Below are 15,938 nucleotides of genomic sequence, written 5' to 3'. Positions count from 1 at the left end.
TATATGATGTCCATGAATTGTTAGCTGATAAATTACCACCCCATTGTTCCAGGGCTACCTTTAAATGGCCCGACAATATCAGCAGTAATCCATCCACCATAAAAATCGCCAGGTTGAGACATAACTAGCTCATCATTTACATAGCAAGCATCCATTAAACTAGGGTAAAAAGCATAGTATTCTTGAATCGTTACAAAATCAGGTGTGGGTTCGATATATCGCCAAGCAGCGTTATTTATATACTTATCACCGATGCTGATATCATAATATTGACACTTGCCTTTCCATTCACACCAAGTTTTTTTAGGTGTTTCAATCAGATATTCTAGTTTAATATCTTCAGAAGGAAGATAATAAACAGGAGGATGGCTAGTTTCTAAAACTCTTTTAGCTTTAGTTGTTTCTGCTAAAACAGTACCATTACAAATTATCCGAATTGATTTGTTGCTATCTTCTAAACGAGCCGGACGAGGATAATCCCAAACTGATTCTTGACCGGGTTCTGGTGGGATTCGATTTGGTCGCATTCTCAACAATCTCCTTTCAAATCTTGAGCAATTCTAAAACCAGCGTGTTGATAAAAGTAGGGACGAAACCAGTTTCGATAAGTTGGTAATGCCATTGAACCATTAGTAGCCCAAGAACCGCCAAGCATCATCTGATGTTTATCATCAAAAAAGGGTGCTGCTTGATCTTCGTAAAGCGGATGAGGTTGAAACCCTGGTAGGGCGTTGAATGTGTCGCCTAACCATTCCCAGACGTTTCCTCTGAGATCGTAAAGTCCAGAAGCGGTATTAGCTGGTTTGAACATTCCCACTGGGCTAGGGGAAATGAATTGTAAGTTGAGATTATAGTTAGTTGAGAACTGGTTATCCTCAGAGGTAAGTAAGGCTTGATTCCATTCAGCTTCAGTTATCAAGCGCATGTCTGAGCCTTGAAAACGACAAAATGCGATCGCTTCGTAGTAATTTACTTCTACAGGCCAGTCTAGGGGTAAGTCTATTTCGTCGAATATGGCTCGATAGCGATAACCATCCTGGAAAGGTATCCAGAATTTGGGATGTTGGACGTTGTAGAGTTGCTTCCAATCCCAAGATTCAGCATTCCAGTAGTCTGGATTATTGTAACCACCAGCTTGAACAAATTTTAGATATTCACCGTTAGTGATGAGATATTGACTAGCTAAAAACGGTTTAACTTCAACAGTGCGATCGCCATATTCGCTATCCCAACCATAAGTAAGATCATCCTTGGGTTTTCCCAATTTCACCACACCACCGCGAACCTGGCGCATTTCATTGTTGGGAATATTACCGTTGCTAGGTGCATAATTCCAGCCTTGGGGACACTTTAAGCGATCGCTAGGCAATTGACGCACCAGCATCGAAGAGGTTTCAAAGTGAATCCGACTATGTTCTATTCCCATCAGCAAAGCCCAGAAGGGATGCTGTTGATGAATCGGCAGATCCAGGGGAGTATTTTGAATAACTTTTGCGATCGCTTCTTTTGCCTTTTCTCGGTATTGCCAAACTTTTTCGACATCAGGCCAGCTAACCCCTTGCATAGCTGCGTCGAGTTCTGTTGGTGTTTGTGGATCAACTCCGATTTCAAATAGGGTTTCGTATTCTGAATTAATTCCAGCTTTGATTAAACCAACGCGAATTAACTTATTGATGAAAAAAACAGCTGAGTGACCAAGATAAAAAATTAGACGGTTTCTTAAAGGATCGGGGTTAAGATAAAAAGTTTCTTCCCCAACCAAACTTTTCATGAGTGTTTCTTCAAGTTCCCAAGAATTCTCAAAGTAGTTGAGCAGGCTTTGTGAATTGCAATCATTGAGTGTGGGGACTTGACTTGATGTCAGTTTATTTATCGTTTGAACTAAAGCCATGATATTTTTGACAGAACATTCATGAAACAAATTACATAAACTACGACTTCTTATTAAAAAAAGTTTTGTTTATGAAATTTTGTCTTGTGTCGTTATGATCAGACAATCTGCTAAATTTGTAAATAGATAAAAGGTATAGTTTAAATTACTTTAATTACGGCTTGCCAAAATAATATAAATAATGTAACAACGTTGCTCAACAGGTATAGGCGAGTTTAAAACATTTATTAACTGTCTTCTTGCTATCAAGTTAAGATTGCAACTAATTAGAGAAGCATACGGCGATGCCTTCACAGTAGGCATCGCGGATTTTAGATTTTATCTAATCTAAAATCCCAAATCGAGTTACCGATTCACCGCCGCAGCTTCCCGTGCTGCTGCTGCTTGATCTGGGTGGATACCCAAGCGAGTGAGATTAATCCGACCTTTGTTATCAATTTCGCGCACTTTGATAATCACTTCATCGCCCACCGCTACTTCATCCTCAACTTTGCCAACACGGTAGTCAGCTAGTTGTGAGATGTGGATCATCCCTTCTTTTCCAGGCAGAAATTCCACAAATGCACCTATCGGTATAATCCGAGTAATGCGTCCTGCGTAGACATCCCCTTCGTGTAACTTGCGGGTCATGCCTTGGATAATGTTTCTGGCTCTCTTCGCCTTGTTCTCATCCACAGCGGAAATTGTCACGGTGCCATCATCTTCGATGTCAATTTTTGCACCAGTTTCCTCCGTGATACCCTTAATAGTCTTGCCTCCAGGCCCGATGACCAGACCAATCATGTCTGAATCAATCTTGATTGTTAACAGACGTGGGGCATAAGCTGAGGTTTCAGTCCGTGGCGTGTCAATGCAGGCGAGCATTTTCTCCAGAATGTGCAACCGGGCTGCTTTAGCTTGGTGAACGGCTTGGGAAATAACCTCCAACGACAAACCGGAGATTTTCATATCCATTTGCAAGGCGGTAATCCCCGTATCCGTCCCGGCAACTTTGAAGTCCATGTCACCCAAAAAGTCTTCAATGCCCTGAATATCGGTGAGGATTCGCACTTCGTCCCCATCCTTAATCAGACCCATTGCTGCGCCACTTACGGGTTTGAGAATTGGTACACCAGCATCCATCAGGGCGAGGGTGGAACCGCACACTGAACCCATTGAAGTGGAACCGTTCGAGGAAAGTACTTCCGATACGATGCGAATCACGTAGGGAAATTGTTCTTTTGACGGTAGCACAGGTAGTAGCGCTCGTTCTGCTAATGCGCCGTGACCAATTTCACGCCTTCCTGGGGCCCGCATTGGCTTGGTTTCTCCGACTGAGAACGGCGGGAAGTTGTAATGATGCAGATAACGCTTGTGCTGATCTAGCTGCATGTCATCGTTAAGATTTTGAGCATCCCCAGGTGTGCCTAGAGTACAAGTGGATAATACCTGAGTGAGTTCCCGGTTAAATAAACCGCTACCGTGGACTCGCTTTGGTAAAACATCAACTAAACAAGAAACACGACGCACTTCATCGAGTTTACGACCATCAACGCGGACGTTATCTTCAATAATTTGTCGCCGCATGAAGTGTTTGGTAATATCTTTAAAAGTGTTACCAAGTGCCTTCTTATTTGCAGTTGCGGCAACTCGAATTGGGTCTTCTTCTGGCAGTTCGGTAATCGTCGCGGCAATTTCATCCTTGACGACATCTAAAGCTGCATCACGTTGGGGTTTTGTGAAACTAAATTGAGAGAGGATTTTCTTAATCTCACCGCTAGCGCGATCGCGGATATAATTTTCCAGAGTCTGGTCTACTTCTGGTGGTGCTTCTTGCACTATTACCAAACCCAGTTCTGCGATTAAATCTTGCTGCGCTTTGATTAAGTCCCGCACTGCTTCATAACCAAAGTCAATCGCCTCGATAATATCTCGCTCTGGCAACTGATTGGCTCCCGCCTCCACCATGATTACGCCATGTGGTGAACCTGCTACTACCAGATCTAAGTCTCCAGCTTCAGTTTCTGCATAGGTGGGGTTAATAATGAAATCATCTCCCACTAAACCAACCCGCACTGCTGCCATTGGCCCATTAAAAGGAATTTGGGCAATCAGGGTAGCGATGGAAGCGCCTGTAACTGCTAACACATCGGGTGGAACTAACTCGTCCATCGATAGCGTTAAGGCAATAATTTGCAGGTCATCCCGTAGCCACGAGGGGAACAGGGGACGCATGGGGCGGTCTATAAGACGGCTGGTGAGAATTGTTTTTTCTGGTGGACGACCTTCTCGGCGCATGATCCCTCCGGGAATCCTACCAGCGGCATATAGCCTTTCTTCATAATCTACTGTGAGCGGAAGAAAATCAATGCCTTCTCTGGCTTGCGATCGCGTAGCCGTAACTAAGACGGATGTATCCCCTGATTCTATCAAAACCGACCCACCAGCCTGGGGAGCTAGTAGGCCTACTTTCAGTCGAATATCCCTTCCATCGAAGGATATTGACTTGTCAACTTCTGCCATTCAGTTTTTTTTCCTTCTCTTTCGCTATTCTCTTTCTGTGGCAATCCTAACATTTATGCACTATGACTGACTTCTAGTACATACAAAGATAACTGATGACTGATGACTGTTAACCGTCAACAGTTAACAAATCCAAAGTGCGATACATTATCAGCGCGTCTACTACTTCTTCATCCTCTAGCTTCGCTGCACGCGGAATTCGCCCAACGATCTCAAATCCTAACGACTGCCAAAGTCTAATTGAAGGTATATTAGTTTCAAAGACCAAATTGAACATTACTGCTTCGTAGCCCAGGTTTGCTGCTATCAAGAGCATCGTCTCTCCCATGAACCGACCGATCCCCTGACCGCGTAACTCAGGTTGTACAATAAAACCAGCGTTGCAAATATGGCAACACCGACCGGGAAAGTTTGGTTTTAAATAAAACGCCCCTAATATTTCTTTTGGCTTGTGTGTAGCATTCTGAACAGATGTCCTGACAACAAAGGCATCCTTACTCAACCAGTAAGCTGAAAATTCTGCCTGAGATAGAGGTTGCTTTTGGGGATAAGTTTTACCTTCAACAATTACAACATTGAGTAATGTTCTTACAACCTCCTGTTCTTGAGGATGTATATAATCTAATTCAACTATTATGCCGCTTTTTAAAACTTGAACAATAGGAAAATTCATTAATTAATAATATTTATGCGAATTGACTGCTGAAATAATTATTATATGCAACGATTGCCGTAAAAATATTTGGAAAGAATCTAAAAAGTAGAATATTGACGATTTAAATCCTTTAATTTTGGGAAAATCTAAGTAGTTATCAAATGGCGATTTTACACTGTAATTGGTTACTAAAAAATCAAACTGGTAGTTTATTTATTTGGGGGGAAACTTGGCGATCGCCGCGAGTGAATTTCGAGTCTAATGGATCTGGAGATATAGCACTACATCCATTGGCAATGACATCGGTTGAGTTGAGCGAGTGGCTGCGTTCCGAGAACATGGCAATTACCAATTTCATCCAGCAACCTCAAGTTGCGATGCCTGCGGCGGGCAAAGCCATCGCAACTACTGGGCGATCGCGCAAAGCGGCCAGCGCCACTGAAATCAGTTTACCAACGCACTCTCAAATCATTGCCTTACCAACTTATATAGAAGGTAGCGATAAAGGAACAACAGCGATTTTCCCTGTACATTCTGCCAGCTTGGGGGAAAATACAGACTCCCCGCAATATTTGCAACCGTGGCGAGTTGAGGGTTTTTGTCTCAACGCCAGCGAAGCAGTAAAATTTCTCGCCGCGATTCCTCTAAATGCTGCTAAAGGGGAAGATGCTTTTTTGGGTGGAGATTTACGCTTTTGGTCGCAGGTTGCCCGATGGAGTTTAGATTTAATCTCACGTTGTAAGTTTTTACCAACAATTGACCGACAATTAGATGGTGCATTTGCTGCTAAGTGGCGAGTACTTCTAGATAGTGCTGTAGATGGAACCCGCCTAGAAAGATTTTCTGGGAATATACCGTTGGTTTGTCGCACTTATCAAGAGGAAGTGGGCATTGGAGAGGATTTTTCCCAATCCCTACTTTATGTAGACTTTCCCACAGAACCTCAAGAATTACTTTTGGGATTTCTCAACAGTACGATAGATGCCCAAGTGCGAGAAATGATGGGTTCTCAACCTCCAATGGAAGCTAAGGCGATTGCATCTTTACCGTCTGGGGTGCGACAGTGGTTGCAAGCCTTAACTAGTGCATCTCATATAGTCAATGCAGATGCAATTGAAGTGGAAAGGCTGGAAGCGGCATTGAAGGCTTGGACTATGCCGCTACAATACCAATTAACTCTTAAAACTCTATTTCGTACCTGTTTTCAACTGCGTTCTCCAGAGTCTGGCGAAACAGAGTGGACATTGGCGTATTATTTGCAAGCGGCTGACGATCCTGAGTTTTTGGTGGATGCGGCAACTATTTGGAACAATCCAGTTGAACAATTGGTTTATGAAAATCGGACAATTGAGCAACCACAGGAAACATTTTTGCGAGGTTTGGGGGTAGCTTCCAGATTATATCCAGCGATCGCACCGAGTTTTGAAACCGAATATCCCCAATTTTCTCGGATCACCCCTATGCAAGCTTATGAGTTTATCAAAGCTGTAGCTTGGAGATTGGAAGACAGTGGTTTAGGAGTAATTTTGCCTCCCAGTTTAGCAAACCGCGAAGGATGGGCGAATCGTTTAGGTTTGAAAATTACTGCCGAAACCCCAAAGAAAAAGCAGGGACGTTTAGGGTTACAAAGTCTGCTAAATTTCCAATGGCAATTGGCAATTGGCGGACAAACTATTTCCAAAGCTGAGTTTGATAAACTTGTGGCTTTAAATAGTCCGCTAGTGGAAATTAACGGTGAGTGGGTAGAATTGCGGCCCCAAGATATCAAAACAGCCCAAACATTTTTTACCACTCGCAAAGATCAAATGGCGCTTTCCCTGGAAGATGCGTTGCGTTTTAGTACAGGGGATACCCAGGTAATTGAAAAATTACCAGTGGTTAGCTTTGAGGCATCTGGGGCGTTACAAGAGTTGATTGGGGCGTTAAGTAATAATCAAGCGATCGCACCTTTACCCACACCAGCAGCCTTTAAAGGACAGTTGCGGCCTTATCAAGAACGTGGTGCTGCTTGGCTGTCCTTCTTAGAACGTTGGGGCTTGGGTGCGTGTCTCGCAGATGACATGGGACTCGGTAAAACTATTCAGTTCATTGCTTTTCTGCTACATCTCAAAGAACAAGATGCACTAGAAAATCCAACACTGCTAGTTTGTCCAACTTCTGTTTTAGGTAACTGGGAAAGGGAAGTCAATAAATTTGCACCAAGTCTGAAAATTTTGCAATATCACGGTGACAAACGCCCAAAAGGAAAAGCGTTTTTAGAAGCCGTAAAAAAACATGATTTAATCGTTACCAGCTACTCACTGCTTCATCGAGATATCAAGTCATTGCAAAGTGTTCCTTGGCAGATAATAGTTTTAGATGAAGCCCAGAATGTGAAAAACCCAGAGGCGAAGCAGTCAAAAGCAGTGCGGGAATTAGAAGCGACATTTCGCATTGCATTAACGGGGACACCAGTAGAAAATAGGCTGCAAGAACTCTGGTCTATTTTGGATTTTCTCAATCCTGGCTATTTAGGTAATAAGCAATTTTTCCAGCGTCGGTTTGCCATGCCAATTGAAAAGTATGGCGATACGGCTTCTTTGACTCAGTTACGCTCATTAGTGCAACCATTTATACTACGACGATTGAAAAGCGATCGCGACATCATTCAAGACTTACCAGATAAGCAAGAAATGACCGTATTTTGCGGTCTGACTGGTGAACAAGCTGCACTTTATCAACAAGTTGTAGAACAATCTTTAGTAGAGATAGAATCTGCTGAAGGATTACAACGTCGGGGGATGATTTTAGCTTTGCTAATAAAACTTAAGCAAATCTGCAATCACCCAGCCCAATATTTAAAACAGGCAACATTAGAGCAACATAATTCAGCTAAACTTCTGCGTCTAGAAGAAATGTTAGAAGAAGTTTTAGCAGAAGGTGACAGAGCTTTAATTTTCACACAATTTGCTGAGTGGGGTAAATTACTTAAACCCTATTTAGAAAAACAGCTTGGGCGAGAAATATTCTTTTTATATGGCAGCACCAGTAAAAAGCAACGTGAGGAAATGATCGATCGTTTCCAACACGATCCTCAAGGGCCACCGATTATGATTCTCTCTTTGAAAGCGGGTGGAGTTGGACTGAATTTAACACGAGCAAATCATGTATTCCACTTTGATAGATGGTGGAATCCAGCCGTGGAAAATCAAGCCACAGATAGAGTATTTCGGATTGGTCAAACCCGGAATGTGCAAGTACATAAATTTGTCTGTACAGGCACTTTAGAAGAAAAAATTCATGACATGATTGAAAGCAAGAAACAACTAGCTGAACAAGTTGTGGGTGCTGGTGAAGAATGGTTGACAGAACTAGATACAGATCAACTTCGCAACTTACTAATACTCGATCGCAGCGCAGTAATTGACGATGATGCAGAATAAGTTCGTAGTAAGGACTTTAGTCCTTGAATTTAGGGTTAGAGCCACCCACTACAAAGTAAACTCATTCTTAACTTTTCTTCCTTTGCGCTCTTTGCGCCCTTTGCGGTTCGTTTCTCACCCCTCCGATAAATAACCAAATAAACCACTAGATTAAATATGCGATATTGAAAAATATCACACCTTCTTTCTTACCCTGTGCCATCATGTCGAATCACTTTACCCACGGTTATGCATTGTTAATTGGGGTTGGCACAACAGCCGAATCTCGATATTCATTGCCTGTCACAGTTAAAGATGTGCAAGCCCTGAAAACAGTGTTAACCGATCCAAACTTGTGTGCCTATCTGGATGATTCCGAACATATTCGCTTATTGCAGAATCAACAGACAACGCGCAGCGCAATTTTGGATGGATTAACGTGGTTAAAGGAAAAGGCTGCTGCCGATAAAGATGCAACAATTGTAGTTTTTTACTCTGGTCATGGGTGCTTTGACTTATCAAGTCAGTGTTATTATTTGCTGCAACATGACTTCAATTCCACAGACATTGCTAACACCGCCCTATCTGCCCAAGAATTTACTCAAGCTTTGCGGCAGATTCAAGCAAAGCGGTTGTGGGTGGTAATTGATAGTTGTCATGCAGAAGGTATGGCTACTTCTAAAGGCGAACTACCTGCTGATTTTATCGCTACGGCATTGCCCAAGGGCATAGTCGATGCCTTGAAGCAGGGCGAAGGAAGGGCGGTGTTTACGTCTTCCAGAGGCAATCAGGTTTCTTGGATACGTCCTGATAAAACCATGAGTGTCTATACTTATCATCTAATTGAGGCATTGCAGGGAGCGGCTAATCAACCAGGCGATTCTAAAGTTATGCTCTCAAATCTGATTAATCATTTGGGTAAAACCGTTCCAGAGAGCGCCAGAACCCAACGTCAGGCAGAACAGACTCCGTTTTTTGATACGGCGATGGAAGATTTTCCTATTGCCATGCTGCGGGGAGGGAAGGGACTACCAAGCTCAACCACAGTCTCAGACTTGCCAATTATGACCGATCAACAAGTGGTAACACCTGCATTAGCAAGAGCAAAACGAGCCTTAGCAATTTTAGAAGAACAAGCTGCTTCTTTTGGCATTCGTATTCCAGTGGATTTGCAGATTGAATTAGAAGAGAAACGTCGCCAGGTAACTGAATTAGAGTCCCGGCATCAAAGAACAGGATTGGATTAAGCAAATATATCCAACGATGATTTTTCTCATTCCGAGTTCTGAACACCAACTTCCGAGTTCCGAACACCAACTGCCGAGTTCTGAACACGAACTGCCAAGTTCCGAACACCAACTGCCGAGTTCCGAACACGAACTTCCGAGTTCTGAACACCAACCGCCAAGTTCTGAACACGAACTTCCGAGTTCCGAACACCAACTGTCGAGTTCCGAACACCAACTGCCGAGTTCCGAACACCAACCGCCGAGTTTTGGGGGATACTGTGAAAGACTAGAGTTCCCCCACAGGCTTTTGATCCCCCCAACCCCCGTTAAAAAGTGGGGCAAGAGAGTTTCTTAAAGTCCCCCTTTTTAAGGGGGATTTAGGGGGATCTCCATAGTGTGCAGCGTATTAATACTACATTTATTTTTTATATAACCTTATGGATAATCAAGAAGCACTAGAGCGAACTCTCAACCGCGCTCGTCGCGCCCTTCAGATAATAGAGGAGGAAAAAGCTAGTTATGGGATTAGAATTCCGCCGGACTTAGTAATAGAACTAGAAGAAAAACAAAAAGAAGTCACTAGCTTAGAGGCGCGATTAAGCCAGTTACAGGGAAAGCGCCCGGAAAGCCTGCCCGATAACCTGCCCCGCTATAACGATGTGTTTGTGGGACGCAAACAAGAAATCGCCCGTTGTTTGGAAGCACTTTCACCAGAAGAACGCGGTTGGGGTGTGACAATCGATGGTATTGGTGGTATGGGCAAAACGGCGTTAGCGCTGGAGGTAGCACACCTAGCCCGTAAACAAGCCTTGTTTGATGCCTACCTGTTTGTTTCTGCCAAGACTACTTGGCTTTCAGCTGAAGGAGTGCGGGAAGAAACCCTCGCCCTGTCTTCTCTCGATAGCTTCTGCCGGGAATTTGCCAAGGGGTTGGGACAGACAGACATTGTGAAAATGACTGATGCCACAGAACGCCGCCGCGCCCTTCTCGATGCTCTGCGGGGACGGCGCACCCTGTTGATTTGGGACAACTTGGAAACGCTGAATGCAGAAGAACGCAATATGATTGCCGAATTTCTGCGGAAACTGCCCACCCCCAACAAAGCCATCATCACCAGCCGCCGCCGCACTGGGGAAAGCGCCGTCACCATCCGCTTAGATCGTCTCTTAGAGGCAGAAGCTTTGGAATTAATGAGAGAGAAGGGAAGATCGCACCCCCGTCTAGCCCAGGAACTAAACGCCACAAAGCCAGAGATATTGACCGCTTTATATGAAGCGTCTGGTGGCAATCCCCTAGCGCTAGATTGGACATTAGGACAGGTGGCACATAAAGGCTACTCTATCAGTGTTGCCCTAGAGCGGTTGCGGAATGCCGCCAAATCTGAGGATCTCTACGGGTTTCTGTTTGCCGATGCAGCCAAAACTCTCTCTGAAAAAGATCGCACAGTGTTGTCTGCCCTAGTTGTATTCTTGACACCAGCAAAAACCGCAGCACTGGCAGATGCTACGGATTTAGCCATCACCGAGATCGAAGTTTCTTTAGAGCGGTTGGTAACTCTATCTTTGGTAAATGACTTGGATGGAGAACGGTTTGGCCTGCACCCCCTAACCCGCACATATATTCGGGCAGCTATGGGCGGAACGGATACCGTTGTAACTGCACCTCTAAGTGGAATTCGGTTTGACTCTGCTGCCCAAGGCAAAGTTCTGCGCTACTGGGTAGACTTTGCCCAGAAGTACGGGGGTGAGGACAAAGATGCCTATCAGACCCATGACAAGCTGGAAGCTGAGTGGCAGAATCTAGAGGGCGTGGCGACAACCTTGTGGGAGATGGCAGGTATCCCCGGTACACAGAAAGACCAACAAGCTGCCCAGATGCTCATCGATTTGGAAAATGCTTTGTTTCACTTCCTCTGGTTTCGCGGCTACTGGGATGAAGTGGTGCGCTTGGGTGAATGGGTATATCAGGCGGGAAAGGCGCTCGGTCAGTGGCGCGATGCTGGTTGGGGTGCTTATAATGCTGCCTTTATTTACTACAATCGCGCGGAGACTGATAAGGCAGCAAGTTGGTCGGCTCTGATGGCGGAGGGGATGGAGCGGGGCGGTAGTCGTCGGGATAAAGCTACTGCAATTCAGTTTCAAGGAATAATTGCAGAGCAACGCCAGAACTGGCCAGAGGCGGAGCGACTGTATCAGGAGGCATTAGCGATTTATCGAGAGTTGAAGAATGAACAATGTGAAGCGATCGCCCTCAACGATCTAGGATCAGTTGCGCGATCGCAGGGACACTACGATCGCGCCGAGTCCTACCACAAGCAAGCATTGGCGATAGAAGAAAAACGGGGAGATAAAGAAGGACAAGCAATTTATTGCGGCAACTTGGGACTTCTAGCCCTTAATCGCGATCGCCCTTCAGAAGCCCGCCCCTGGTACGAGCGTGAGTTAGCTCTGGCCCAAGAAGTGGGACGGCAAGACTTGCTAGCTCAAGCTCAATCGGGTCTGGCACAAGTTCTGGAGGAAGAGGAGCGCTACGCAGAGGCGCTACCGTTAGCACAGTCTGCCCTGGAAATCCGAGAGCGCCAGCGCGATCAAAACTTGGATTTTTCGTGCCAATTAGTTGAGCGGTTGCGGCGCAAGGCGGGGATGGAATAATTCGTAATTCGTAATGACGCTCGCGGACTCGCTACCGCTACGCTAACGTAATTCGTAATTAATTCAAGGTTTTACGTCTATATGTAGTCTCAGGCTTCCAATCTGTAGCCGTATCTTTGCGAAACTGATATGCTCCCAACCATAAATGCTAGAGTCTGAGGTAACTGTCACAAAACTAGATCAACCTATCCATTCCATAATTTTGAATTTTAAATTTATTATGACTAATTACACATTACAAGCAAGTCGAGAATGGTGGTCACAACAATGGCTAGATTTACTAGATTCTTATCGTTTTAAAAAGCGTTTAGAACGTGCCAGAAACTATGCTCGTCAAGGAAATGTTTTGAGCATCGAATTTAAAGGTGCGAAAGTATTGGCTAGAGTGCAAGGTAGTGAAGTAGAACCTTATAAAGTTTCCCTTTCCCTTGAACCTTTTAGCGATGAACAATGGGGTTATGTAATTGAAACCATGTCCCAAAGGGCAATTTTTGCTGCCAAGCTACTAGCAGGAGAAATGCCACAAAATATAGAAGAAGTGTTCACAGCTAATGGTCTTTCGATATTTCCTTTTACCCTTGGTGATGTCCAGAGTAAATGCTCTTGCCCTGATAAAGCAAATCCCTGTAAACACATTGGTGCCTTGTACTATCAGTTAGGCGATCGCTTCAGTGAAGACCCTTTTGTACTATTTCAATTGCGTGGACGCACAAAAGAGCAAATTATCAGCGATTTACGTCAATTACGTAGTGCCAAGATTCAAACCTTTACCATAGAAACGCCCGAAATTCAAGAGTCAATTTCTAATAACAAGTACTCGGTAAAAATTGATTCTTTCTGGCAATACAATGAGCCGCTAGAGTCATCTTTGGTAGTGATTGCGCCATCTACTAACGAAATGGTATTAGATGTATTAGGAGCAATCCCCCTAGCGAAGGAAGAGGAAAATTCAGTAAATTCAACTTCGAGTGATGTGGTAATGAAGTCTTTGAATACAGTTTACAGAGATGTGAGCCAGAAGGCTTTTTTAGCAGCAATGAATGTGGGAGGAAGCTGATCGTAATTCGTAATTCGTAATTCGTAATTCGTAATTAGGTTAACTGGGTAGTTCACCCTTGCCGCCTTTTCTGACCCATTCGCGCACCGCTTGACGAATTGCCCGTCTGCCATTTGCCCGATTTTGCTCAATCAGTTTTGGCAGATATCGAATTGCTAAAGTAGAAAACACTAGACTATTCTCTGACTCGACATATTCCCCATCTTGCAGGTGGTAAATCTTTAGTTCACCGGAGTCATAACACCAGAGTTCTGGTACTCCCAGGCGGGCATAGATGGGAAAACGATTCAGGGACTTACTGGTAACATCAATTTCCAGTGCCAAATCAGGCGGTGGGTCTTGTTTCAAATCCAGATCCAATCTACCCCGAACCGTAGCTTCATTCTGGAAATAGAAGCAATTATCTGATTCTACCCCTGCCATTCGGCTTTCTCGCTTCCAAGTAGTTGAGCCATAACTTTCATAGTCTATAGCCAACTCTTCAGCGATGTCTTGAACTGCAATACTAATTACCTCTTTGTAATGTTCGTGTTCAGGTAAAGGTGTGATAATTTCTAAGGTGGTGCGATCGTAAGCTAACCTTGCTGCCCGATGCTCTCCCAAGTCTTTTAGAAGATTTTCAAACTGTTGCCAGCTAATGTCATAAAGCATTACTCGGTCTGCTCGATTCTTGGCGACTGTCATTGTTACGACCTCCAGAATGTTTTATTGTCCAAACTCAAGCCTAGCCTGTTCTACCAAATTCGCTGTCACAACCTCTTGGCCTGCTTCACGAGCCAGTTGTTCAATTCTGGCTTTAGCTTGAGAGCGGACAAAAAAGGGAATATTTTGTAACTTTTCTTTAGCTTCAGATGTCCATCGCAAAGCATCAATAAAATCGGAATCGCTCATAGTATTAATTACCGTTGGTAAGTCGCTCAGTTTAATCAATAGATTACTAATTTTCTTATAAAAAAAGCCCTTGCTTTTACGCAAGAGCCTCTAAATTATTTAATTGTCAGTGATGAAATAAACTTTACAACCTAATCTAGGTCGTCCATGAACATCACTGGCTCAGTTTCACGGTTAATTCCTTTCTCAAAACCACCAGCCGCAGCCCGTGCGCGACCAGCGTGCCACAAGTGACCAACTAGGAAGAAGAATCCTAGTACGAAGTGAGAAGTCGCCAACCAAGCGCGAGGAGATACGTAGTTGAAGGAGTTAATCTCAGTAGCCACACCACCCACGGAGTTCAAAGAACCCAGGGGAGCGTGGGTCATGTATTCAGCAGCGCGACGAGCTTGCCAAGGCTGAATATCATTCTTGATTTTTTCCAAATCAAGACCATTGGGACCACGTAGAGGCTCCAACCAAGGGCCACGGAAATCCCAGAAGCGCATGGTTTCACCACCGAAGATGATTTCACCAGTTGGAGAGCGCATCAGGTATTTACCTAGACCAGTGGGGCCTTGGGCAGAACCAACGTTAGCACCCAAGCGTTGGTCACGAATCAAGAAGGTCAAAGCCTGAGCTTGAGAAGCTTCTGGACCGGTAGGGCCGTAGAATTCGCTGGGGTAAACGGTGTTGTTAAACCAAACATAGATGGAGGCAATGAAGCCCATCAACGACAGAGCGCCCAAGCTGTAGGAGAGATAAGCCTCACCAGACCAGATGGATGCACGACGTGACCAAGCAAAAGGCTTGGTAAGAATGTGGAAAATACCGCCAGCAATACAGATGAAGGCAATCCAAATGTGACCACCGACTACATCTTCCAAGTTATCGACGCTGACAATCCAGCCTTCCCCACCGAAGGGAGACTTGATTACATAACCGAAGATAACCGCTGGGTTTAATGTCGGATTGGTAATAACACGAACATCACCACCGCCTGGTGCCCAGGTGTCATACAAACCACCAAAGAACATTGCCTTTAGCACCAACAGCAGGGCACCGCATCCCAAAATAATTAGGTGGAACCCGATGATGTTGGTCATCTTGTTCTTGTCTTTCCAGTCGTAACCAAAGAAAGAAGAGTATTCTTCTAAGGTCTCTGGGCCACGAACGGCATGATAGATACCACCAAAGCCAAGGACGGCTGAGGAAATTAGGTGGAGTACACCGACAACAAAGTAAGGGAAGGTGTCGATAACTTCACCACCAGCACCAACGCCCCAACCTTGGGTAGCGAGGTGAGGTAACAGGATCAAGCCCTGCTCGTACATGGGCTTTTCGGGAATGAAGTGAGCGACTTCAAACAAAGTCATCGCTCCAGCCCAGAATACAATCAAGCCAGCGTGGGCAACGTGAGCACCCAGTAGTTTGCCAGATAAATTGATTAAACGCGCGTTACCAGACCACCAGGCAAACCCAGTGGATTCTTGGTCGCGTCCAGTGCCGCCTAAGATACTTGGTCTATTAGAGAGCGTTACCACGTGGTAATACCTCCTCAGGGAATACAAATTGTTCGTGGGGTTGATCTTGAGGAGCCATCCAAGCGCGGATACCCTCATTCAGCAAAATGTTTTTGGTATAGAAGGTTTCAAACTCAGGGTCTTCCGCCGCCCGCAATT

12 protein-coding genes and 1 pseudogene are annotated in these 15,938 nt (G+C 44.7%); 5 read left to right on the top strand and 8 right to left on the bottom strand.

The window, feature by feature from the left end:
* Positions 1-32 precede the first annotated feature (32 nt).
* The 4 genes from H6G92_RS16995 to H6G92_RS16980 form a co-directional block, all read right to left on the bottom strand.
* On the bottom strand, positions 33-527 hold the full coding sequence (locus H6G92_RS16995; protein WP_190894821.1) for a DUF427 domain-containing protein: 495 nt from the start codon (positions 525-527) through the stop codon (positions 33-35).
* 2 nt (positions 528-529) lie between these two features.
* Positions 530-1,891: a 5-histidylcysteine sulfoxide synthase gene (ovoA, locus tag H6G92_RS16990; RefSeq protein ID WP_190894820.1), complete on the bottom strand. Its 1,362-nt coding sequence runs from the start codon at positions 1,889-1,891 to the stop codon at positions 530-532.
* A 345-nt stretch (positions 1,892-2,236) separates the two neighbouring features.
* Complete coding sequence (locus tag H6G92_RS16985) at positions 2,237-4,393, bottom strand: polyribonucleotide nucleotidyltransferase (protein WP_190894819.1); 2,157 nt, start codon at positions 4,391-4,393, stop codon at positions 2,237-2,239.
* Between the two features lie 109 nt (positions 4,394-4,502).
* Positions 4,503-5,066 carry a GNAT family N-acetyltransferase gene (locus H6G92_RS16980; RefSeq protein ID WP_190894818.1) on the bottom strand — a complete coding sequence of 188 codons (564 nt, stop codon included), beginning with the start codon at positions 5,064-5,066 and terminating at the stop codon, positions 4,503-4,505.
* A 143-nt stretch (positions 5,067-5,209) separates the two neighbouring features.
* Here H6G92_RS16980 and H6G92_RS16975 point away from each other — a divergent pair, with 143 nt between their 5' ends.
* The 5 genes from H6G92_RS16975 to H6G92_RS16955 all read left to right on the top strand — a co-directional run bounded on the left by H6G92_RS16975 (position 5,210) and on the right by H6G92_RS16955 (position 13,386).
* Positions 5,210-8,470, top strand: a complete 3,261-nt coding sequence (locus H6G92_RS16975) for a DEAD/DEAH box helicase (protein WP_190894817.1) — start codon at positions 5,210-5,212, stop codon at positions 8,468-8,470.
* 203 nt (positions 8,471-8,673) lie between these two features.
* Complete coding sequence (locus H6G92_RS16970; RefSeq protein ID WP_190894816.1) at positions 8,674-9,696, top strand: caspase family protein; 1,023 nt, start codon at positions 8,674-8,676, stop codon at positions 9,694-9,696.
* Between the two features lie 16 nt (positions 9,697-9,712).
* Positions 9,713-10,033 (top strand): hypothetical protein, encoded by a 321-nt coding sequence (locus tag H6G92_RS16965; RefSeq protein ID WP_190894914.1) that lies wholly within the window; start codon positions 9,713-9,715, stop codon positions 10,031-10,033.
* A gap of 82 nt (positions 10,034-10,115) precedes the next feature.
* Complete coding sequence (locus H6G92_RS16960) at positions 10,116-12,329, top strand: tetratricopeptide repeat protein (RefSeq protein ID WP_190894815.1); 2,214 nt, start codon at positions 10,116-10,118, stop codon at positions 12,327-12,329.
* 220 nt (positions 12,330-12,549) lie between these two features.
* Complete coding sequence (locus H6G92_RS16955; protein ID WP_190894814.1) at positions 12,550-13,386, top strand: SWIM zinc finger family protein; 837 nt, start codon at positions 12,550-12,552, stop codon at positions 13,384-13,386.
* Positions 13,387-13,425: 39 nt separating this feature from the next.
* Here H6G92_RS16955 and H6G92_RS16950 read toward each other — a convergent pair whose 3' ends face one another.
* The 4 genes and pseudogenes from H6G92_RS16950 to H6G92_RS16935 all read right to left on the bottom strand — a co-directional run.
* Positions 13,426-14,070 (bottom strand): Uma2 family endonuclease, encoded by a 645-nt coding sequence (locus H6G92_RS16950; protein ID WP_190894813.1) that lies wholly within the window; start codon positions 14,068-14,070, stop codon positions 13,426-13,428.
* 21 nt (positions 14,071-14,091) lie between these two features.
* Complete coding sequence (locus H6G92_RS16945; protein WP_190894812.1) at positions 14,092-14,277, bottom strand: PCP reductase family protein; 186 nt, start codon at positions 14,275-14,277, stop codon at positions 14,092-14,094.
* 131 nt (positions 14,278-14,408) lie between these two features.
* Entirely contained in the window at positions 14,409-15,800 is a 1,392-nt protein-coding gene (gene psbC / locus H6G92_RS16940) for a photosystem II reaction center protein CP43 (RefSeq protein ID WP_190894811.1), read from the bottom strand.
* A pseudogene (locus H6G92_RS16935) lies at positions 15,784-15,938 on the bottom strand (photosystem II D2 protein (photosystem q(a) protein)); the annotation flags it as partial. The gene psbC and the pseudogene H6G92_RS16935, both read right to left, overlap by 17 nt.

Origin of the sequence: Nostoc foliaceum FACHB-393 (assembly GCF_014698505.1) — a bacterium.
GTDB classification, from domain to species: Bacteria; Cyanobacteriota; Cyanobacteriia; order Cyanobacteriales; family Nostocaceae; genus Nostoc; species Nostoc foliaceum_A.
The sequence above is the reverse complement of the archived record's forward strand: the minus strand, read 5'-3'. Positions and strand labels throughout refer to the sequence as shown.